Consider the following 21791-nt stretch of genomic DNA (forward strand, 5'->3'; position numbering starts at 1 on the left):
TGCGGGGCTCTCTCGTCGATACGGCTCATGGGGCCGTTATGAGGTGACGCTTCACCCGGCCCGTTGATAGATCGTCGGCTACTCGGACTCGGCGCCCACCGGAACCGATGGGACGCCCAGCGCCCGCACCCGCGTGGCCGCACGACCCTCGTCGGTGAGGGCTCCGCTGACCGGAACGTGCACCGTCTCACCCGGGAGCACATGGACGTAGCCGTCCTCGGCCACGGCCCCGCGGGGCAGGTCCAGGGCCACGAATCGCGCAAGTCCGAACGCCGTCACGGCCACCGACCACTCCCCCTGTTCCGTCCTGACCCAGTGAGCGTCGAGTCCCGGATCGGGTGCATCGTTGCGTCGCGGTCCCCCGGTCAGGTGGACGTCCCGGGCGAGCACGCGACCGGAGGGGTTCACGAGCTGGGCGGACACGGCGTCGTACTCCCGCTCGCCGAAACCGTACGCGTGGTCAAGGTCCCGGAACGTACCGTCCGCGAGGTCCGCGCGGATCACGGTCTCGCCGCGCGCGGGCACCGTGACCGGGATGTCGAGGGGTTGCTGGCAGCCGCCGTGCACCGTGGCCACGGTCAGTCGCAGTGTGGCCGTGAGCGGGGTCGGGCCGTCGTTCCAGACATGGACGGGTAGTCCGTCGCCGCCGGCGGGGAGGAAGGACACGGCCACGGGCGCGCACGCCCGGCGCATCCCGTACCACGCGGCGGTGGGCCGCCCGGAAGCATCCAGGACACCCCACCCGGGCCCCGCGGCCATGGACAGCGCCGAGAGCACGAGCGCTCCCCGGCACGGCGACTCCTCGCTGCGCCACTGGGCGAAAGTCCGCTGGAACACGTGGGCGAGCGCGGCGCGCTCGTACTCGAGGCGCTCGACGTGACCCGTCCCTGCGCCGTCGGACGCGGGCTGCCCCGGGGTCGCCAGACCGGCGTCCGGATCGCTGTCCCGGTCCAGGAACAGTCGGTGGACATAGATCGCGGTGGTGTCCTCGAAGGTCCATTGCGCCCCCGGGTCGTGGGCGACACCGGCGCGCCACGCGTCCGCGGAATCCCCATCGTCCAGCGGACCGTCCGTCCCGAATTGCTCCCGCACCGCGGCGGGTTCCGGCGGCACCGCGAAGGCCAACGCCTCCGCCGCGAACCGCACCCCGCGGGTCACCGCGTCCTCGAGCGGTCGCCCGTAGGCCCCCACCCCGAAGTAGTGGGACACGCCGTCGGCCGCGTCCGTGGGAGCGACGGTCGGCACCGACGACGACGCCGCCCGCTCCCCCGAGGCCTCGCCCGTCTCGTACGCGTGCTGCGCGGCGTCCAGGTCCGCGTCCGAGCACGGAGAGGACGGAACGACCACCACGTCCGCATCGGCCTCCCCGACCGCACGGGGAACGTCCCGCAGGACCACGTCCGTGCGCCACTGCTCGGCGGGCCGGCCTGCGAGCACGGGGGCCTGGATGACCTCGGTGCCCCCGGAGATCACGACCGTGGACGGATGAGAGGCCAACCGCGAGGCGAGGTATCGGACCTCGTGGCGCAGCCCGGCGCGCCACTCGGAATCGTCCGGCGGGTCCTGAGGCCCCAGGGCCACGTCTTGCCAGACCATGAGACCCAGCTCGTCGCACGCGCGGTGGAAGTCCTCGGTCTCGTAGCACGCCGTTCCCGGGACGCGGATCATGGTGCTGCCGCCCGCGTGCAGGCGTTCCAGCACGTCGCGGGTGCGCTGCGGGTCTGCGGCCACCTCGAAGGGGTCCGCACCGGCCCACACGGCACCCCTCGCGAACACGGGGACGTCATTGATCCGCAGGGCCAAACCGCGATGGTCCCGGTCCCGCGGTTCGGCACACACCGACCGGAACCCCACGGCGTACGTGCATTCCCCCTGCCCGGTGCGCACCCGCACCCGGTACAGCGGTTGCTCGCCCATCCCGTGCGGCCACCACAGCGCGGGGTCGGGCACGGTCACGTCCACGGTGAACGTTTCGCGCGATGTGGCATCGGACGCGGTCACGACGCGCTCGGCGGCCACCGGCTGCGCGTCCACCTCATAGGGAGGCTCCACGGTGATGTGTACGGTTTCACGCGCATGTTCCACCGCAGCGCCGCGGGCCACCGGAACGTCCGGGTCCGCTGAGCATCCGACGTCCGCCAGCTCCGCGGCCGCGCCCGCGCTCCCGGCCGTGTCCGCGTAAAGATCCGGGGTCGTACCCGTGGTCGGGCCGAGTTCCACGGTCACGACGCCGCTACCGTCCTCCCCGACCCGCGTGCGCACCGCGCGCGGTACGAGTCCGAGCGAGGGGTGGGGGGTGTCGTCGTCGGCGGAAGAAGGAAGTGGGACAGCGCGCAGGCCGCCCCACGGACCCAGGACGGGCAGCGCACCGGGCCAGTCGATCGAGCCGATCAGCGGGGTACGGCGCCACCGCAGGGAGCGGTCAGACACGAGCGGCGACAACCAGCGGGCGCGCGGCTTGCGCGGCACGCTCACGGACGCCGTGGGCAGGACCCGCAGGGCGATCTCACACGGCCCGGACGGCAGCTCCACGATCACGTCCCACGGTGCGAAGGCACTGTGGGACTCGTGCACGACCCGGTCCGCGACCAGCAGCTGCGCCACGGTGGCCACGCCCGTGGACATGAACCGGTGCCGACTACCGGCGGTGGTGACCCGGGTGCGGTACTCCCACACTGTGTCGGGACCGTCAGTGGCCAGCACGGTGGCCACGCGGTCCTCCCCGAGGGCGTCCCGCAGGGCACCGGACACCGTCCCCGGGACCCGCGCGGGAATCCCACGAGCGAGGGCATCGCCCGGGTCCTGCGACGGGTCGAGGCGCCGGAGCGTCCACGCGGCGTCGCGCACCCCGGTCACTCCCCCAGGCCCAGGGCCTCACGCACCACGCGCATGCCCGCGGTGTGCCCGGCCACGAACGCCTCCGCGGACGAGTCGATCCGCGGTGTCCTGCCCGAGGCCGCCCGGGCGAGCTTGAACTGCAGGGCCTTGGCGGCGCCGGCGGCGGCGTCGAACTGCTCGGCGGCCTCGATCAGCTGCTCCGCGTCCAAGTCGCTCGGCCACTCCTGCGCACCGCGGGACAGGTACCGGCACGCGTGGGCGGCGAGCCCGGACGTGAGACCGGCCTGGCGCGTCGTCGCGAACGAGTACTGGTGGAAGTACTCCATGCCCCGCTCGGCGAGCACCGGGACGTGCTCCCGGATCGCGGCCACGAGCCGGTCGGCCGGATCGGGGTGCGCGGTATTGCCCGTCCCGGCGTCCGGGGCGCGGCGCAGGTGCCCCCGCGCGATCTCGACGGCGCGCTGCCACAGCGCCTCGGGCGCCAGGGACCGGATGCCGTCCAGTCGCACGAGTTCCACGTACGGGTACGGGACCCACCCGGAACCCACACCCGTGCCCAGCGCGTTGTCGAGGTCCTCCCCGTGCAGCACGTGGACACCGTCGTTGTGCAGGTAGACGAGTTCCCCCGCGACCGGATCCAGGCGCAACGGCACGATGGACGTCTTGGTATGGGCCCGCCCGTAGGACACGCCCTCGGTATCCGGGAGGTGATAAGCGTCCACCTCCACGATCAGGGCGTCCCCGCGGGACATCACCAGCTGCACGTGTTCGGCCAGGGGCCGCCACGTGTCGTACTCCCCCACCGTGAGGCCGTAGAGCGTCTCAAGGTCCTCCTGCCGGGGCTTGAGGAACTCCCACTGGTCCCCCAGGAAGTCCGCGCTGAACGCGGCCCCGAGCATGGGCAGCGGGTCCAACCCGAGGGTCGCGGTGAGACCGATCCACACGTCCATGTAGCAGTTCGTGGGTGACCACGGTTCCGCCGGGTCGTGCAGGACGGAGCGCGGTGCGTTCGCCACGGTGAGCGACTCGCACCCGCGCACGGCCAGGACCTCGTGGCCGAAGGGCTCCCGCACGGACGCGGTACCCGCCGACCCACCGTGGTTCACGGTCACGGCGGTCATGGCAACCCCAGTTCCTGACGCACGGTCGCGGGCCACGCGGCGGTGTCGAAACCGTGGCGCATGGCCAGGGCCAGGGCCACCCGCTCCAGACCGAAGCCGAAGCACGCGGAGTGGGCCACGGCGCCGTCGGCGGTGTGCAGGTGGAAGCTCTCCCCGAAGTGGTCCTCGTGCAGGTTCGCGGAGGCGATCGCGGTGGGATGCCCCGGGTAGACCTCCGTGAGGATCTCGAACTTCAACTGCGCCTCGCGCTGACCCGCGCTGAGCAGGCGCCCCGCGCGGCCGAAGAACGGGTCGTTGGCGGTGTCCGCGTGGACCTCGAGCCCCAGGGAGCTCAGCAGGTTGGTCCCCGCCTCGAGCCACTTCTCGCGGTGCTCCCGGGCCTCCTGCGGCGTGCCCAGGCACACCGCCTCGAACATCCGGAAGGTCACGAAACGCATGGGGTCCGGGCTGGGCTCGTGGCGGTAGCACTCGCCCACGAGCTCGAACACCGAGCCGTCCACCTGCGAGCCCTCGAGGTACGCGTACAAGGGGTGGCACACCGCGGGGACCAGCGCGTGGCCGGCCGGGGTGAGCTGGGCGGACCAGTCACCGTGCTCCTCGTACGTGGCGAGCAGCTCACGGTGGGCCTTGTTGTCGCCCTCGAACGCGGAGATGGTCCCGAGCAGTTGTGGGAAGGACGCGACGTAGTCCGTGCGCTCGAGCAACCGGGTCCCGTTGACCGGTGGGAAGCGCAACCGGCGCGTGCCGGCGTCCGGGGACAGCCGCGCCGCGACCTTGCGGGCCGCGGCGGCGATGCCCTGCACGACGTCCTCGGCCTGCGGACCGAGCCCGGTCACGCCGTCCCCGAGGGTGGGCAGGAACCAGCCGTGGGCCTCGAGGCCCCCGCGGAAGGTGTCCTGCAGCTGGGAGAGGTCCTGTGTGGTGTCCGTGGCGCTCATCGTTGCCCCCTGGAAACGAGTTGGAGTGTGGCGGTGTGGAGCAGGATGCGGTCGTTGTTGACCATGACCGAGGGCCCGATGCTGTCCCGGTACAACCGGGCCAGGCTCACGGGCGAACGATTGGCGAAAGCGGTGATGCCCACGATCACCATGGCGTCCCCCACGATCCGGCGCACTGCTTCCGCGCCCGAGACCTTGAGGGTGTTCATGGCGATCGCGAACTGCATGGACTCGGTCACGGCCGGATCGTCCCACGCGGCCTCGTAGCGGGCCACGCTCGCACGCACCACGTCCGTCATGGACTGCAGCTGCACCTCGAGTTCCGCGAGCCGCAGCGCGGACGGCGGTGTGGTCCCCGGGGTCTTACGCGCGGCCTTTTGCACCACGGACCGGGCGGTGAGCCCGGCCTGGGTAGCCATGCCCAACCACGCGGAGGCCCACAGGCAGTGGGCCGCCGGGAGCATGGTCTGCGCGGAGATCGTCTCGAACAGCACCGTGAACATGGCGTCCGCGGGCGTGGTGGCGTCCAGCTCGAAGGACTCGGAGCACGTGCCCCGCATCCCCAGGGCGTCCCAGCCACGCTGGCGGTCCAGCTGCAGGTTCTCGGCCTCGACCACCAACAGCACCTGGTCGCTCGACGCCGCGTCCTCGCTGCGCCGCGCGGTCACCAGGATCGCGTCCGCGTACGCACCGTAGGAGATCACGGGGCAGCTCTTGTGCAGGGCCACCCGGCCGTCCTCGATCGGGCGCACGGCGCACGTGGAATTGCGGGTGTCCCCGCCGATCTGGGCCTCGGTCGTGGCGGAGGCCAACAACAGCCCCTCGGCGGCCACACGGCGGGTGTAGTCCCGCAGGAAGTCGGTGTCCGCGTGGCGGGTGAGGCACAGCACCTGGGAGTGGTGCATGGCCAGGATCATGGCCGTGGAGGTGCACTCCCGACCCACGCGCTCGAGCATCCGGCACAGCTCGGTGATGCTGTAGCCCAGCCCACCATCCGCTTCCGGGATCGGCGCGGCCAACAGGCCCTGGGCGCGGGCCTCCTCGATGGCCTCCCGCGGGAACCGGGACTCCGAGTCCACCGCGTCCGCGAACTCGCGCGCCACGGCGGCCACGGCCTCCGCGCGCGCGGCGACCCGCTCGGCCCGGTCGGTGTCCTCGGCACCCCGCTGCGGGGTGTCGGTCAGTACCGCATGATCAGTCATTGTTGATCGCCTCCACGGCCTCGGTGATGGAGTTGATGGACGTGAACGTGGCCTTGGTCAGGCGCTCCTCGGGGAACTCGATGTCGAACTCGTCCTCCAGGCCCAGCATCACGTTCACGGACGCGTGGGAGGTCATGCCTGCGCGGTACAGGTCCGCATCCGCGGCGATCGTCCCGGCGTCCTCGGACAGCTTCCCGTGCTGGCCCAGCACGGAGCGGACGGTGGTCTCGATGGCGGTGGAATCCATGGGGTGAACCTCTTTCGGTTGATGTGGTGGTTTTCGATGTCCGCGCCCCGGGTACCGGTCGGCGCGGTGGTCTGGCCTCCGGTCAGGGCTGGGGTGAGCGGATGGCCAGGGCCACGGCCATCGCGAAGCCTCCGTCGTGGGACGTGCTCACGCTCCACGCCCCGAGTCCGGCGCCGCGGGCCAGGCGGGCGGCCGTGCCCCGCAGTTCCACGCGAGGGGCACCGTGGGCGTCCGAGCGGATCATGATTTGGGGCCAGGCCACGGCGTCGTCGGCGCTCGGGCGCAAGACCTTCAACACGGCCTCCTTGGCCGCGAAGCGCCCCGCCACGGACTCCGCCGCGAGCGGGCGTCCGTCCGGACGCGTGAGGTCGGCGATCTCCTCGGGCGCGAACAGTGCCCGCAGGTACCGCTGCCCGCGCTGCGCGAGCGCTTCGGCCACGGGCGCGACCTCCTGCAGGTCGCAGCCCACGCGGGGTACGCCGACGACGCCGTCCCCTGCCTCGGTCCCGCGTGTCACGGTCACGGGCGCGCTCGTCATGACGAGCTCCGTGAGGTCACGTCCTCGAATGCCGAGGGCACCGACGGCTGGGGCGAGGTGCGCTTCACGCCCACCCGATCGGCCCAGCGCCCGAGGGCGACCGTGGCCGCGGGGGTCCAGCACGGGAACTCGTGGCCGCCGTTGCACTGGCCCGCCTGGCCGTACTCGGTGTACTGGTAATCCACTCCCTGTGACTCGAGCTCGCGCGCCATGGTCACCGTGGTGTCCTTCAGAGCGGGTTCGATGTCCCCCTCCTGGCCGTTGCCCCGGCCGGCGAAGAGTTGCACGTGGACACTCTTGAGCTCCCCGCTCCGGACCGCGGGATCGTTCGCACGCCACTGTTCCTCGGTCGTGACCGAGCCGTTGCCGAACACCGAATCGGTGCGGCCCGTGGCCTCCTGGGATCCCGTGGCGATCGTCTGCTTGGCCTCATCCGAGGACAGGTCCAGCAACCCGGACAGGCTCACGGCCTCCCCGAAGAGATCGGGACGTTGCTCGGCGTAGCGCATGGCGCCGTACCCGCCCATCGAGTTGCCGATGATCACGCGGTGCTCGCGGTCCGCCCTGGTGGACAGGTGCTGATCCACCCACGGCACCACCTGGTCCAGGTGGAATGTCTCCCAGTTCTGCGTGAGTTCCTCCTGGGACGCCCAGTCCGAGTACCAGCCCACCTTGCCCCCGCTCACGATGACAGTGATCACGGGCAGACCCTGGGTGAGCTGCTCGGCCTGACCCGCCTCGTACCACTGCAGGGCAGGGGCCTCCGTGGCACCGCTGCCCGGGAGGAGATACACCACCGGGTACTTCTTCGCGGGGTCGTAGTCCTGCGGGGTGATCACCACCACCGAGTTGCGCCCGCCCGGGGCCTCGGCAGAGACCTGGTCCGTGCTCACCGCGAGTTCCGCGGCCCGCTCCGAGAGCCCCCGCGCACCCGTCACGGTGATCCCGTGGGACGGTTGCGTGAGTTGCTGCGGGTCCGCGAAACCCACCCGGGACAGCGCGGCGTCGTCGAAACCCAGGCTCTCACCGGAGGAGGACGGCGCGTGGTCGCCGGACCCGCCGGCCGCGCAGCCGCTCAGCAGCACGGCTGTGAGGGCGCACCCGGCGAGCGCGCGGGCGCTGCGTGTTCTCAGACGGCGCACGGGACGACCTCCTCGGCGGGTGAGGGGCTCAGGCCCAGGGCGGCGTCCACGATCTCGAGGGCCGTGAGGCGTGAGGCGTGGGCCTGGAGGGAGTGGTCCAGGGCGGGCACGTGGGCCACCCTGATCCGGCGGCCCTGGCGCTGCAACCGGGCCAGACCCTCCTCCCCGCGTTCCTGCTGGAAGAGCAGACCGTCCTCCGGCCCGAAGTAGAACGTGACCTCGGCGCCCCGGGACGCGTACTCCATGACCACCTCGGGAACGTTGGGGATGTTGCGCCGGCCCAGCACGAGCCACGCGATGTACGGCATGCGGCGGCGCACCCGGTCCTTGGCGCGCGTGCGCCAGCTCGTGGTGACCTCCACGTCGCTCATGGTGCGCAGCTGTTCCAGCACGGCGTCCACGTCCCAGTTGCGATAGAGCTTGTCGTAGTAGCTCTCCGCCGCGCGCCACGCCACGTTGTTGAGCACCACGCGGGTGGTCATGGCGCTCGTGGGCGGGGCCATGGCGACCAGCCAGCCGCCCACGCACAGCCCCACCCCGGTGACTTTTTCCCCGGTGCGCTCGGCCAGCCACGCGGCACCCAGGTCCAGGTCCGCCACGCCCTGCCCCGTGTAAGGGTTGATGTCCTTGACCTCGTCCAGGCCAGCGGCGTCACCGCAGTGGTGACGCTCGATGCGCAGCGCGGGGACACCGCGCGCGGCGAGTCGGCGTGCCTGTACGGTCCACAGTCCCGTGGGCCCGTCCTTGGGGTCCGCGGACGGCGGTGCGAGCAGCACCGCGCCGGCCCCGGTGCCGTCGCGGCCCACGGGGTGGGTGTAGGAGGCCGGCAAGTGGTCCGGGCCCAGCTCCAGCAGGTCCTCCTGGACCTCCGCGCCGAACTCCGCCACATGGAAGCACGCGGTCGTCGTGGGACGCCAGCCGCTCACGTCCACCCAGTCCTCCCTGTGGGACGTGGTGGGGACGGAATGGTCCAGTCGACCCACGAGGGCGGCGATCGCCTCCGGGCTCGCCTTCGCGTAGATCGCGGCCACGCCGTATAACTTCTTGGCGATGCGCCGGTCCTCCTCGCGCACCGTGATCAGACCCGGGGTCTTGATCTTGCGGGGATCCGGTAGGGCGCGGATGGCCGCGGCTTCGGCGTCGGTGAAGTGTGCGCCGCCGATCTCCACGCCGTCGGGGACCTCGGGCGGCAGGATCAACCCGCTCGTGCGCCGCAGGCCCGTGTACTGGCGCATGTAGACGGCGCCCGAGACCGGTTCCCACAGCACGCGCCGATCGAACGGCAGGGGTGAGGTCGCGAGCACACCCGCACCGATGCGCAGCCCGATCCCGTGCACGGGCAGATCAGGTCCTACGAGCTCCCGCGCGGCACGGTGGGCCACCGCAAGGTCCTCGTGCCACACCTCGAGCGGGTTGCTCAGGGCCGGACGCGCACCGGATTCGGAGGTCCCGCTCCACGCCAGGCGGATCACGAGCCACCCGGATTCCGCGGCGCGCGCGGCCACGAGGCGCATGCTGCGGTGACTCACGACCTCCTCGCGCGCCAAGGCCGGCGCCACGATCACGGCGCCGCGCACACGATCGTCCGCGGGGCCGTGGACCCACGCGTGGATGGTGTGGTCGTGGCCCGTCAAGAAAGTTGCCTGCCCGGCAATACGCATGAAATCTCCCCCAGTTCTGCTCCGGTGCGCCTCAGCCGCGCCCCTTCGCACGTCCCCCGTGGCGATGGGGTGCCCTCTCGAAGACCGGGCCCCACCCCGAAGTGCGGATCGATGCCCCGAACTCCGCGTCGCTTCGGCGTTCCCCCGCGGGAGTCGTGCATGTTTGCACTCATAAAGCATAGCCAGGGAGACGCCGGTCGTGACCGAGATTACCGTCCCCTAATGTGTGGTTTTACATCAAGATCACTGTTTTTCGCGCTCCCACCTGAGGCGATACCGACGTGTACCTATATGAGCCCACACAGAATTGTCACCACTGTGGTGTTAGGTGCTTGTGCACACGATTATGATGGCAAACGTCGGGACACGCGGGATTCGTGTTTCGGCGACATTCACCGCTCCCGGTGGGACAGCCATGAGGCATCGCTGCACCACGTGGCGCGGAGGCGGACTGGGGAAGTCCGCCCATTCGGGAAAAGCGGCAGCGGCTGAGCTGCTCCGCTTTTCATGGGGGAGGAGATAGCGTGGCAGCACGCGTCCTGATCATCGGACTCAACTATTCACCGGAACACACGGGCATCGCGCCGTACACCGCCGGCATGGCTCGCGCGCTGCGCGAGGAGGGATGGGACGCCCGGGTCATCACGGGTCTCCCGCACTACCCGCAGTGGCGCGTCCACGAAGGTTATTCGCACCGCCGCGCCGCGCACGAGGAGATCGACGGCGTGCCCGTCCTGCGCGTGCCGCACCCCGTTCCCCACGACGCCGGACAGCTGCGCCGGCTGGGAATGGAGATCGTCTTCGGTCTGCGTGCCGCGACCGCCGCGTGGGGCGATCCCGACGCCGTCGTGGTCGTGAGCCCCGCCCTGTTCTCGTCGGCGATCGTGCGGGTGCGCGCCGCGCTGAGCCGCACGCCGGTGATCGCGTGGGTGCAGGACATCTACACCGCCGGGCTCACCGAGACCGGCGCGGCGAGCGGACCCGTGGCGCGCGTCATGCGCGGTATCGAGAGCACCTTCCTGCGCTCGTGCCAGGGGGTGGTCGTGATCCACGACCGCTTCTCGGACTACCTGCGCCGCGAGATGGCCGTGCCCGCGCGCCGGATCAGCACCGTGCGCAACTGGACCCACATCTCCCAGACCCCCTCGGTGGACACCGACGAACTACGGCGTCGTTTCGGGTGGGGCGCGGGCGACGTCGTCGTCCTGCACACGGGCAACATGGGTGCCAAACAGGACCTCGCGAACGTCGCCGCGGCCGCGGACGTTGCCGAGCGCACGGGAGCGCCGCTGCGATTCGTGCTCGTGGGCGGCGGGCACCAACGCCCGCAGCTCGAGGAGCTGGCCCGGCGCACGCCGCGCTTCGAGGTCCTGCCCGGGGTCGACGACGAGACCTACGCCGGACTGCTGCGCGCCGCGGACGTCCTGCTGGTCAACGAACGACCGGGGCTCAAGGAGATGTGCGTCCCGAGCAAGCTCACGAGCTACTTCACCGCTGGCCGTCCCGTGCTCGCGGCCGTCGAGGCCGAGAGCCCGTCCGCCGCCGAGCTCGACGCCGCGGGCGCGGGCATCCGTGTGGCGCCCGGGGATCCCGAGGCACTCGTGGCGGGCGCCCTGCAACTGCACGAGGAGTGGATCGCGACCGGCGGCGCCACGCACCGCGGCGGACGCCGCTACGTGCGCGACGTGCTCAGCGCCGGCGCCGCGGTCCGCGCCTTCAGCACCGCGCTGCGCGCACTGCTACCCACCGAGACCACCGCACCTGCGGCGGCACTGCATTCCTGATCGGCCGGGACACCCGTCCCGACGTACCACGTCACACAGGGGAGACCACTCATGACCAAGAAAGCACTCATCACCGGCATCACCGGGCAGGACGGTTCCTACCTCGCGGAGCTGTTGCTCGCCAAGGGCTACGAGGTCCACGGCCTGATCCGCCGCGCGTCCACGTTCAACACGTCCCGCATCGACCACCTGTACCAGGACCCGCACGACCCGCAGGCGCGGTTGTTCCTGCACTACGGCGATCTTTCCGACGCCGCCCGTCTGGTCACGCTGCTGGGCGAGATAGACCCGGATGAGGTCTACAACCTCGCGGCCCAGTCGCACGTGCGCGTGTCCTTCGACGAGCCCGAGCACACGGGTGACACCACGGGCCTCGGCACGGTCCGTCTGCTCGAGGCCGTGCGCCGCGCCGGGGTGAAGTGCCGCTTCTACCAGGCCTCCACGTCCGAGCTGTTCGGGGCCACTCCCCCGCCGCAGAACGAGGACACCCCGTTCTACCCGCGCTCCCCGTACGGCGCGGCCAAGATCTACTCCTACTGGATCACCAAGAACTACCGCGAGGCGTACGACATGTTCGCCGTGAACGGGATCCTCTTCAACCACGAGTCCCCGCGCCGCGGCGAGACGTTCGTGACGCGCAAGATCACGCGTGCCGTGGCCGCGATCGCGGCGGGCAAGCAGGACCTGCTATACATGGGCAACCTGGACGCCGTGCGCGACTGGGGCTACGCGGCGGAGTACGTGGAGGGCATGTGGCGCATGCTCCAGGTGGACGAACCGGAGGACTTCGTGCTGGCCACGGGCCGCCCGTCCACGGTGCGCGAGTTCCTGGAGACCGCGTTCGAGCACGCCGGGCTGGACTGGGAGAAGCACGTCCGCTTCGACGACCGTTACCTGCGCCCCACCGAGGTGGACGCGCTCATCGGTGACCCGTCCAAGGCCGAGCAGAAGCTCGGGTGGAAGGCCACGGTGCACGCCCCGGAGCTCGCGCGGATCATGGTGGACGCGGACCGCGCTGCCCTGGAGTGCGCCGGTTCCCCGTGGATCGACACCGTGTCCGAGCGCATCTGGACGCCGGAGCACGCGGCGTGAGCGCGGACGTGGCGAACCGCCGGGACACCGCTGCCGGCCAGGAGCACTGGCCGCACACGGTGAGCGACCCGGCCGATGCCCGCACGACCGACGACGTCGCCTACACCCCCGGCGCGCTGGACCGCTCCGCGCCGTTCTACGTGGCCGGTCACCGCGGTCTCGTGGGTTCCGCCATCTGGCGTCACCTCCAGGACGAGGGTTTCGAGAACCTGATCGGTGCGAGCTCCCGTGAGCTGGACCTGCGGGACCGTGCGGCCGTGGAGGCGTTCATAGCCGAGCACAGGCCGCGCTACCTCGTGCTCGCGGCGGCCAAGGTCGGCGGGATCGGCGCGAACAATTCCCAGCCCGTGGACTTCCTGTCCGACAACCTGCGGATCCAGCTCAACATCCTGGACGCCGCGCGCACCGCCGGCGTGGAACGCGTGCTGTTCCTGGGTTCCTCCTGCATCTACCCCAAACTCGCGGAACAACCGCTGCGCGAGGACTCGCTGCTCACGGGGTACCTGGAGCCCACCAACGACGCCTACGCGATCGCCAAGATCGCCGGCATCCTGCACGTGCAGTCGATGCGACGCCAGTACGGGCTGCCGTGGATCTCTGCGATGCCCACCAACCTCTACGGCCCCGGGGACAACTTCTCCCCGTCCGGCTCCCACGTGCTGCCCGCCATGATCCGCCGCTACGACGAGGCCGTGCGTGCCGGTGACACCGAGATCACCAACTGGGGTTCGGGTTCACCGCGGCGCGAGTTCCTGCACGTGTCGGACCTGGCCACGGCGTGCCTGTACCTCATGGAGCATTACGACGGGCCCCAGCAGGTCAACGTGGGCACCGGCGAGGACGTGACCATCAAGGAACTCGCCGGCCTCGTGGCCTCGGCCACCGGGTACGAGGGCACCACCTCGTGGGACACCTCCAAGCCGGACGGGACGCCCCGCAAGCTTATGGACGTCTCCCTGTTGCGCTCGCTGGGCTGGTCCGCCTCGATCGACCTGCCCACCGGGCTCGACGACGCCGTGGCCTGGTACCGCGCGAATCGCGAGCAGGCGCGGGGCGCCTGAGCGACCGGATGCCCCGCGCGATGCGGGCCATCTCCGCTGCCCCGCGGGGATGGCCGCGGCGTGCCGACCGCAAATAGCATGGGAGCCCGGCGTTCAGAGCCGAGCGCCCTGCTCGAGAAGGCGGCCATGAACATCCACGCCTACGTGGTCGATCACGTCGATGCGCCGTTCCGGTGGGAAGAACTCACCGTGGATGAGTCTGTTCCCCTGGAACTCGCGGGCCCCCTTGCGTGCGGTATCACCACCGGGGCGGGAGCTGTGCTCAACACCGCGAACCCAGGCCCGGGTGAATCCGTGGTGGTCTACGGTGTGGGCGCCGTGGGGCTCGGGGCCATCATGGCGGCCCGCAATTCGGCCGCGGCCACGATCATCGCGGTGGACCTGCATGACTCCCGCCCGGAGCTCGCCCAGCGCTACGGGGCCACGCACGTGATCAATTCCGGGAAGGAGGACTCGCTGGAACGGATCCGGGAGATCACCGGAGGGGCAGCGGACTACGCCATCGAATGCACCGGCGTGATCGCCGTGCTCGAGGAGGCCATCGAGGCGGTGCTCACGCTCGAGGGAGCACCGCCCGCCGCGCCGCGGGACGCCACGCGTCCACGCCCAGGATCGCGATCGCGAGCAGCAGCGAGCCGTCAAGTCCGTGGGCCAGTGGTACCCCAGGTAGAGCCGACTGAACGCGACCACCCCGATCAGCACCACCCCCGCCGCGGCCACCCACCATCGGGTGAGCGGGGAGCGGGAGGGGCGCGGCGTCGTCGTACCCGTTGCGGCCTCAAAGGACGACGCCGCCGCGGGACCCGCCGCCGGTGACCGCGGGCTCGTCGAGGCGCCCGCGCAGGAAGGTGGACCGGCCGGTCGCCGGGGTCGAGGTGGTCATGTCGTCATGCTGCGTCCGCAGACCGGGAACGGGCTGTGCGTTGGCCCTACGCCACCAGGAGCCAGCAGCCCGCCAGCCCGATGGTCGAGAGGACCGCAGCCACCAGGAACGACCGCCACGGCGCGCTGCGTCCCACCAGGACGTATGCGACGAGGACCACGGCGAACTCACGGATGACCAGCAGCGTGGCCGCGAGGTGCAGGTCGAACGACGCGACCCATGCGATCAGCGCACCGAAGACCACGCCGATCACCGGACCCACGAACGTCTTCCAGGCCGCACCGGTGCGCACGAGCAGCACGGAGGCCGCCCAGGACAGCACTACGGGGAAGGACACCATGGCGATGAACGGCACCATGGACATCGCGGGTTTCCAGTCGCCACCCAGCAGGGGCGTGAGGACCACACTCGCAGTGAGGGCGATCAGCACGCACGCGAACGCGAGCATGAGCGCGCGCAGCAACAAATGGTCACTCGCGCTCCGGATCTCCTCCGGGGTCTCCTTGTCCGCGATCCCCACGCGCACCACGTTCGCGGTGGACGCGGCCAGGGCGTCCCCCGGGGCGCGGCCCACGGCGCTGCCCGCGGTGTAGGTACCGAGGACGGCGGTACCGGCGAACACGGCCATGAACAGTCGCTCGGCCTGGCCCTGGAACCAGGACACCAGCGCGTAGCCGGACATCGTGCCCATGTCGGAGAGGATCGAACGCTCGCCCGGCGTGGAGTGCGGCAGGGGCTGGGTGTTACGGCGCGCACGGCGCCAGCACAGCAGGGCGAACATGCCCTCCGTGACGGCCAGCTGCAGGGCCGGGCCCAGCAGCGAGTGGGTCAGCACCAGGATGGTCCCGCCCACGAGCAGACCCACGAGGGAGGCCCGCAACTGCATCCGGGCCAGGGTCCCCCACTGGTTGGTGGCCTGCAGCGTGCCCACGTACAGCAGACCCAGGGCCCCGAAACCGGGCGCGAGCGCCACGGGCAGCACCTGGAAGAACTCGCCCCAGTTCTCGAGCGTCCCGTTGTGCAGAAGGAACAGCATGAGCCCGGTAAGGATCACGAAGGCCAGGACGGGCATGATCACCCGGTAGCGGTTCATGATCTTCATGCCCCCGGGTTCGGTCAGCACACGGATCACCGCGAACCGGGCCCCGGAGTCGATCGTGACCTGGATGGCCGTGTAGAGCAGGGTCACCACGTTGTAAATACCCACGTAGTGCGGGGACGTGAACGCGGCGAGCGTGAGGATCACGATCGCGGAGGACATCCGCGGGATCGCGCGCTCGATGAGCGACTTGATCTGGTTCAGCATGCCGACGCCGGGATGAGGGTGGCGGCTCTCGCCAACTGACGCCGCGCGTAGTGCCGCGTCCCGGGACGCACCCCGGCCACGATGGTCTCGAGCTGTCCCCCCGTGCCCCGGATGGATCCGGGGACCCCGCCGTTGGCCTCGAGCCACGGCCGCCCGGAGGCGTGGGCCCACGCGGTCCACGCGCGCCGGATCTCGGGGTCGGAGACGATGCGCTCCAGGTAGGTGTCCGAACTCGACAGCTGGCTCTCACTCAACCGGTAGGCCACCACGGGGGTGGCCAGTTTCACGATCCGGGCCCCGGCGCGCAGGGCGTCGAGCCACAGGACGTAGTCCTCCGCGGTGTTGGGCCGCGCGTAGGCGTCCGCGGCTACGAGCGCCTCCCGGGTGGCGAGCATGCTCGAGTGGAACAGGGGGTTGACGAACGGCAGCAGCAGTCCGATCTCGCGGGTCGTGAGACTGCCCGGGTACCCGGGGCGCGGGAGCATCCCCCGCCCGAAGCGGATCCCCGTGCCGCACACGATGTCCGCGTGGCGCACGGCCCGGAAGCCCACCCGGAAACGCCACGGGAGGGAGATGTCGTCCGAGTCCATGCGGGCCACGAGCTCGCTGTCCGTGGACTCCAGGGCCCGGCGCATGCACGCCACGGTCCCCCGGTTGACGGCATCGGTCCGGACGACGACGCGGCGGTCCGTCACCCGGCGGGCCGCACGTTCGGTCTCGGCGTCCGGGCCGTCCACGGACACCACCAGCTCCGCGTCCCGCGGCATGGCCCGCAGCGTGGAACGCATGGCACTCTCCACGGTGGCGCCCGCCCGATAGGCGGGCATGATGACAGTAAGCCTGGGCAAAGTGGTCCACTCCCCGTTGATGAAGCCCCGGGAACGCGGAGGTCGCCCCTCCACACCCGTTGAGCTGATTTATTTGTGAACTGCCGGTGTCCGCGGTGAAAGCTCCGTGGCCGGTGAAGATCTTATTCCCGCGGGCGGTGATTTCGTATCACCACGGCCGAAGATGCGTTCAACGATCCACAACCCCCACAGTGGCAGGATCGACAACGTCAAGAACACCTCGAGGGACTCCAGCTGCCCCACGATGCCCTGGAAGACGAGCGTGGATCCTACGGTGGCCAACAACAACCGATTGGTTTCACTCCGGCTGCGACTGTAGGCATCGGAGACCATGGCAGACACCAGCCCCAACACGAAGTAGCCGACGATCGCACCGAGCAGGCCGAAATTCAGGATCATTTCTGCGCTGAGCCCCGGAACCACGTAAATCTGGTCTTCCCCACCCAACAAGTCGTATCCCGAGACCTGCACCATGGACCGGAAAGGATTCTCCGCCGGGATACCCGCGAAATGCAGAAGCGCAAGCGGGACGTTGAGCAGGGCGCTCAACAGGGTCTCACCGTGGAGCGCCCCGTGGAACTGGACGTGGTTCTCGGCCCAGGCGGCCATGGAGAACCGCCCCCATTGCCAATCCACGAACGACCACGGGTCCGTGGTGGCACCTACGCGCCGGGCCGTGGTCGCGATGATAAACCCCACGAACACGGTCACGCCCACCACGATCAGCGGCCACCGCAGGACGTTGATCCGGGGCAGCATCAGAGCCAGCAGAGGAAATGCCACGTAGGCGATCTCGGAACGCCCACCGTTCCACGTGGCGCTGACGCCCAATGCGGCCAACCCGGCCACCAGGATGATGGTGTTCCACACCGCTGGGCCGGGCACACGCTTCCGGCTCGCGAGCGCCAAGACCAGGATCGTAATGCCCCACGGCAGCCAACCCGCCAGGAATGCGTAGCGGGCATTGCCGCCGTCCACAGAAATGATCCGCCCGCCGGTCTGGTCGGTCGTGGCGCCCATCACTCGCACGAGTCCCACGGCGCCCGCTGCTACGAGTACGAGAGCCAGGCCCCCCATGCTGACCCGGTGATGGGATACGAAGGAATACAACTGTTCGGGTATCAGAGGGCGCCGGGGAACCTGTCGGGGACCACGGTGTGCGGCCAGGATCCGCGGCCGCGGGATCGTCAGCCCCGCCCAGAGGGCACACATGCCCAAGAAGGTCGACCAGGCGGCCGTGGTCAAGCCGGATGTAGCACCTGCGGGAGTACCGGACATGGCCTCGTAGAATCCGCGGTCCCTGGACCACCCCAATACATGGGCGAATCCGGACAGGACGTTGGCCACGAGGAAGTTGATCACGAGCCACATCCGCAGGTTCAGCCCGTCCACCCGGTCCCTGGTCCAGATGTGGATGAGCGCGAGCGCACCCACGGCGGTCGTGGCCCCCAGGAGGAACACGGCCCAGCCGAAAGGAGTCATCGTGTTCATCGTGGGCTTCAGAGAACGCCGGAGTGTGCGCGCGAAGGGCGCACCTGGTTGGCCACCAATGCCACGGGCGTTTCGCGGAATCCCTGAACCGAGAACTGCAGCTGATCGGTCGAGGTCTTCCCGGGCACCGTGACCAGCAGGACCTCATCCGCCAGTTCGCCCAGCACCGCCGCGTCCACGGAGTCCTGCAACGGGGAACAATCGAGGACGACCACGTCGAATTCCGAACGCAACTCACCCACCAACGCAGCCATCGGTTCCGAGCACACCAGGTCACTCGGGCGCGGCGTCGGCGTACCCGCGGGTAGGAAGGTCAGCCCCATCTCGAGACGAACAGTGCTCTGGTCTGCCCCGGCCCGACGTTCCACGAGATCCGAGACACCGAGGTGATTGTGCTGGGCCAGCAAAACAGTTGCCCCGCGGTCGGAGAGGTTGGCATCCACGAGAGCCACGCGGCTGCCCAGACCGGCAAAGCTACGCGCGAGTTCCACGGCGACCGTGGTGGCACCGTCGCCCGAACGCTGACCGGTCACCACCAGTACCGCGCAGCCGGCCACATGGGGCAGGACCTCGGCATGACCTTGTTGGATGCGCGAGCGCAGCGAAGTGACGTGAGGTGACACCTCCCGCGCCGGCGCGGATTCGCCACCCGCGGGAAAGAAGCTGCGCGCGTCAGTCCTGTGCTTCAGTCGCGGAACGGACGCGACCAGCGACGCACCCGGCACACGACGCAGCTCCGTCGTGGTCCGCGGCCGCCGAACCAGACTCTCCAACACGAAGGCGAGGATCACGCCCAACAGCGCGCCGCCGACCACACCGAACAACGGATAGAGCCACGACGGCAGGCCACTGGTTTCATCCGGGAGCTGCGCCCGGCTGAGAACCGTGGCCTGAACGGCGCCTCCCCGGTTGGCGACCTCGGGGGACAGTGACCCGACCCCTCTGGTCAATTGATCCGCGACCCCGTTGGCAACCGTCTGGGCCTCCTGAGGTGAGTCCGCGGTGGCATCGACCTGGATGATGGAGGTGGCCGTCGGATTGGTGACGTCCAACATGTCCTGCAATTGCGCGACCGTCTTATCCACACCCGTGTCCTCGACGACGGGTTTGAGGATGTAGGGGGACGTCGCCACGGTCGCGTACGACTTCAGCTCTCGCGAAAGGTACGTAGCTGCCTGGTTCAACTCCGTGGCGGAGTCACTCGCGGGAATGGAGACGTAGAGGGATGACGTGGCCTTGTACGTGTCCGGAGACACCAAGGCGTAGATCCCCCCGGCCAACAAGCCCACCACGGTCAGTGTGATGACGGTTTTCCACCATTTCTTCAAAATATCGACGTAATCATGCAGCGTCATGTGCCCTCCCAGCCCCTGATCACAATGAAAGACGGTTCGTCTCGGACGCTGCCCAGCCCCCGAGCACGTCCCACCAGTCTCTTCATCGCTCCCCTGTAATGGGCCTCAGTCTAACGCGCGAAATCATGTCGATGAACACGCAGGTAGTTTCTCTGGAATTATTTTGTACCCGAATTGGGGGATAAACCTTCATCGGCAGATCTCGACAGCAATTGGAACCCGCAGGAAATGAGGGCTGCAAAACTGTTCGCAGAAGCAGAAACATTCCCACGACAAGTACGTTGCCCTCAGCAACGAGACAGTACGCGACCTGCGCCGTTGCGGAAAGTCTTCCCGTACGCATGCGGGCAAGGACCCCGCCCCAGGCGCCCGTCGGCGTCGAGGAGATATCGAGGACGAAGCGACGGCATTACCCCCGGTGTCTCCACTTATGGGGTCAGAAGCAGGCGGATCGACGAGCGCAGTGTGCCAAGCTTGGATCCCGTAGCCGCGCGCCCGCGGGGAGAGCGGACCGGTTGCGCGCAGAGCGCAGCCCTATTTGCGGCTCGACGACAGGGGGAGACCATGACACACACGACGAGACGCCTGGCCACTTTCACCGGCCGCGGCTACGACAAGGGCCGGGGAACGCTGCAGTGCGCCGCGTGGGCCCTCGTGGCGGAACCGCTGCAGCGGTCCGTCCTGTGCCCGCCGAGCGTACGCACCCGCATCCTGCGGGCCTTCGGCGCGCAGATCGGGGAGGGCACACTGATCCGCCACGACGTGCGGATCCACTGGCCGTGGAAACTGACCGTGGGCGAGAACTCGTGGATCGGCGTGGGCGCATGGTTGCTCAATCTGGAGCCCATCACGATCGGCTCGGACGTGTGCGTGTCGCAGGGCGCCATGCTGTGCACGGGCAGCCACCGCGCGGACGACCCGGCCTTCGAGTTCGACAACGCCCCCATCACCGTGGCCGACGGCGCATGGATCGCCCTGCGAGCCACCGTCCTGCGCGGCGTCACGGTGGGCGAGGGCGCCGTCGTGGGAGCCACCGCGCTCGTCACGCGGGACGTCCCGGCCGGGGCGCGCGTGCTCGCCCCCGTGGCCACGAAGGCGTGAGCGGCATGCGGATCCTGCAGGTCGTCGCCCTGGTCTCGGGCACCAACGCGTACGGCGGGCCCACCACGGTGGCCCTCAACCAGTGCCGCGCGCTCGCCTACGCCGGACACGACGTGATCCTCGCCGCGACCGGCTCCGATCTGGGCGCGCCCCTGCCCACCGAACGCGACGGCGTGCGCACGCAGCTCTTCCGTCCCGTCCAGGCCCTGCCGGGTGCGGGTTTCGCGGGTCTCACCTCGCCGGCCATGCTGTCGTGGCTGCGCCGGGTCGCGCCGACCGCGGACGTGGTGCACGTGCACACGGCGCGTGACCTGCTGACCCTGCCGACCGCGTGGCTCGCGGAGCGCGCGGGCACCCGAACCGTCCTGCAGACCCACGGGATGATCGACCCGTCCGAGAATCCCCTCGCGGGGCCCCTGGATGCACTGCTGACCCGGCGGGTGCTGCGGGACGCGCACCGGGTCTGCTATCTCACCCCCCAGGAGGAACAGGACCTCACCGAGGTCGCCCGCGGGCCCGTGAACCTCATGGAACTGCACAATGGGATGCCCGTATCCTCGCGCCCCCGCGTGCCGCGGGAAGACGACGAGTGTCGCGTGCTGTTCCTCGCGCGTCTGCAGGAGCGCAAGCGTCCGCTCGCGTTCGTGGCCGCCGCGCGATCCCTGGCCGAGCGGTTCCCGCGCGCCACGTTCACGCTCGTGGGCCCGGATGAGGGCCAGGGGGACGCGGTGCGCGCGGCGATCGCGGCCGCGGGCCTCGGCGAGCGCCTCACGTGGGCCGGCCCGGTGGACTCCGCGGGCGCGGCGCAGTGGATGGCGGAATCGGACGTGTACGTCCTGCCCTCCGTCCACGAGCCGTACCCCATGTCGGTTCTCGAGGCCATGTCCGCGGGGCTGCCCGTGGTCGTGACGGACACGTGCGGGCTCGCGCCCACGGTCGCGCGAACGGGGTCCGGCGCGGTCGTGGACGACACCCAGCCATCCCTCGAAGATGCCCTCGCGCAGCTGATCGCCGATCCCGAGCGGCGACGGCGAGCGGGTCGGGCGGCCGCGGACACGATCGCGCGCGAGTACGGGATGCGCGCCGTCGTCGAGAAGCTGCTGGGCGCGTACCGGGACTGAGCGGACGGCGCGGTCCCGGAGGACGACGCCGCCGGGTCACCCCGCGTGCGAGCGCCGCGCTC

The 21791-nt window shown here is 70.1% G+C and carries 18 protein-coding genes; 6 read left to right on the top strand and 12 right to left on the bottom strand.

From position 1 onward, the window contains the following. Nucleotides 1–78 precede the first annotated feature (78 nt). From B3I25_RS01375 to B3I25_RS01410, 8 genes are all read right to left on the bottom strand, one after another. Nucleotides 79–2847, bottom strand: coding sequence for a glycoside hydrolase family 2 protein (locus tag B3I25_RS01375; RefSeq protein WP_286737583.1), 2769 nt, complete (start codon nucleotides 2845–2847; stop codon nucleotides 79–81). Between the two features lie 5 nt (nucleotides 2848–2852). Then, entirely contained in the window at nucleotides 2853–3959 is a 1107-nt protein-coding gene (locus B3I25_RS01380) for a DUF1839 family protein (RefSeq protein WP_064845608.1), read from the bottom strand. Then, the gene (locus B3I25_RS01385) at nucleotides 3956–4897 is read right to left on the bottom strand and encodes a hypothetical protein (protein WP_098053638.1); all 942 of its coding nucleotides are present in this window, start codon (nucleotides 4895–4897) and stop codon (nucleotides 3956–3958) included. Before B3I25_RS01385 ends, B3I25_RS01380 begins: the two co-directional genes overlap by 4 nt. Beyond that, nucleotides 4894–6099 (bottom strand): acyl-CoA dehydrogenase family protein, encoded by a 1206-nt coding sequence (locus tag B3I25_RS01390; RefSeq protein ID WP_098053639.1) that lies wholly within the window; start codon nucleotides 6097–6099, stop codon nucleotides 4894–4896. The genes B3I25_RS01385 and B3I25_RS01390 overlap by 4 nt, the downstream gene beginning before the upstream one ends. Next, nucleotides 6092–6346 carry an acyl carrier protein gene (locus tag B3I25_RS01395; protein WP_064845610.1) on the bottom strand — a complete coding sequence of 85 codons (255 nt, stop codon included), beginning with the start codon at nucleotides 6344–6346 and terminating at the stop codon, nucleotides 6092–6094. Before B3I25_RS01395 ends, B3I25_RS01390 begins: the two co-directional genes overlap by 8 nt. 82 nt (nucleotides 6347–6428) lie before the next feature. Next, on the bottom strand, nucleotides 6429–6884 hold the full coding sequence (locus B3I25_RS01400) for a holo-ACP synthase (protein WP_098053640.1): 456 nt from the start codon (nucleotides 6882–6884) through the stop codon (nucleotides 6429–6431). After that, nucleotides 6881–8026: an alpha/beta hydrolase gene (locus B3I25_RS01405; RefSeq protein ID WP_064845612.1), complete on the bottom strand. Its 1146-nt coding sequence runs from the start codon at nucleotides 8024–8026 to the stop codon at nucleotides 6881–6883. The genes B3I25_RS01400 and B3I25_RS01405 overlap by 4 nt, the downstream gene beginning before the upstream one ends. After that, nucleotides 8014–9687 carry a hypothetical protein gene (locus B3I25_RS01410; protein WP_286737587.1) on the bottom strand — a complete coding sequence of 558 codons (1674 nt, stop codon included), beginning with the start codon at nucleotides 9685–9687 and terminating at the stop codon, nucleotides 8014–8016. Before B3I25_RS01410 ends, B3I25_RS01405 begins: the two co-directional genes overlap by 13 nt. A 524-nt stretch (nucleotides 9688–10211) precedes the next feature. Between B3I25_RS01410 and B3I25_RS01415 the strand changes: the two genes are divergently transcribed. From B3I25_RS01415 to B3I25_RS01430, 4 genes are read left to right on the top strand one after another with little or no spacing between them, the layout of a single operon-like run. Then, on the top strand, nucleotides 10212–11471 hold the full coding sequence (locus B3I25_RS01415) for a glycosyltransferase family 4 protein (RefSeq protein ID WP_286737588.1): 1260 nt from the start codon (nucleotides 10212–10214) through the stop codon (nucleotides 11469–11471). A 51-nt stretch (nucleotides 11472–11522) separates the two neighbouring features. Then, nucleotides 11523–12563 (top strand): GDP-mannose 4,6-dehydratase, encoded by a 1041-nt coding sequence (gene gmd, locus B3I25_RS01420; protein ID WP_035964951.1) that lies wholly within the window; start codon nucleotides 11523–11525, stop codon nucleotides 12561–12563. Between the two features lie 59 nt (nucleotides 12564–12622). Then, entirely contained in the window at nucleotides 12623–13624 is a 1002-nt protein-coding gene (locus B3I25_RS01425; RefSeq protein WP_165189220.1) for a GDP-L-fucose synthase family protein, read from the top strand. A gap of 60 nt (nucleotides 13625–13684) precedes the next feature. Further along, nucleotides 13685–14440: a zinc-binding dehydrogenase gene (locus B3I25_RS01430; protein ID WP_286737589.1), complete on the top strand. Its 756-nt coding sequence runs from the start codon at nucleotides 13685–13687 to the stop codon at nucleotides 14438–14440. A 113-nt stretch (nucleotides 14441–14553) separates the two neighbouring features. Here B3I25_RS01430 and B3I25_RS01435 read toward each other — a convergent pair whose 3' ends face one another. The 4 genes from B3I25_RS01435 to B3I25_RS01450 are packed head-to-tail and all read right to left on the bottom strand — an operon-like array spanning nucleotide 14554 to nucleotide 19507. Next, nucleotides 14554–15813: a lipopolysaccharide biosynthesis protein gene (locus tag B3I25_RS01435; RefSeq protein WP_064845616.1), complete on the bottom strand. Its 1260-nt coding sequence runs from the start codon at nucleotides 15811–15813 to the stop codon at nucleotides 14554–14556. Beyond that, nucleotides 15807–16715: a glycosyltransferase family 2 protein gene (locus tag B3I25_RS01440; protein ID WP_286737590.1), complete on the bottom strand. Its 909-nt coding sequence runs from the start codon at nucleotides 16713–16715 to the stop codon at nucleotides 15807–15809. Before B3I25_RS01440 ends, B3I25_RS01435 begins: the two co-directional genes overlap by 7 nt. Nucleotides 16716–16730: 15 nt before the next feature. After that, nucleotides 16731–18143, bottom strand: coding sequence for a hypothetical protein (locus B3I25_RS01445; protein WP_064845618.1), 1413 nt, complete (start codon nucleotides 18141–18143; stop codon nucleotides 16731–16733). A gap of 17 nt (nucleotides 18144–18160) precedes the next feature. Beyond that, nucleotides 18161–19507 carry a polysaccharide biosynthesis tyrosine autokinase gene (locus B3I25_RS01450; RefSeq protein ID WP_064845619.1) on the bottom strand — a complete coding sequence of 449 codons (1347 nt, stop codon included), beginning with the start codon at nucleotides 19505–19507 and terminating at the stop codon, nucleotides 18161–18163. 564 nt (nucleotides 19508–20071) lie between these two features. Between B3I25_RS01450 and B3I25_RS01455 the strand changes: the two genes are divergently transcribed. Both B3I25_RS01455 and B3I25_RS01460 read left to right on the top strand, forming a co-directional pair. Then, nucleotides 20072–20608 (top strand): DapH/DapD/GlmU-related protein, encoded by a 537-nt coding sequence (locus tag B3I25_RS01455; protein WP_064845620.1) that lies wholly within the window; start codon nucleotides 20072–20074, stop codon nucleotides 20606–20608. 5 nt (nucleotides 20609–20613) lie between these two features. After that, on the top strand, nucleotides 20614–21729 hold the full coding sequence (locus tag B3I25_RS01460; RefSeq protein ID WP_286737592.1) for a glycosyltransferase: 1116 nt from the start codon (nucleotides 20614–20616) through the stop codon (nucleotides 21727–21729). Nucleotides 21730–21791: the final 62 nt, after the last annotated feature.

It is taken from the genome of Kocuria sp. UBA1838 (assembly GCF_002338785.1).
Taxonomy (GTDB): Bacteria; Actinomycetota; Actinomycetes; order Actinomycetales; family Micrococcaceae; genus Kocuria; species Kocuria marina.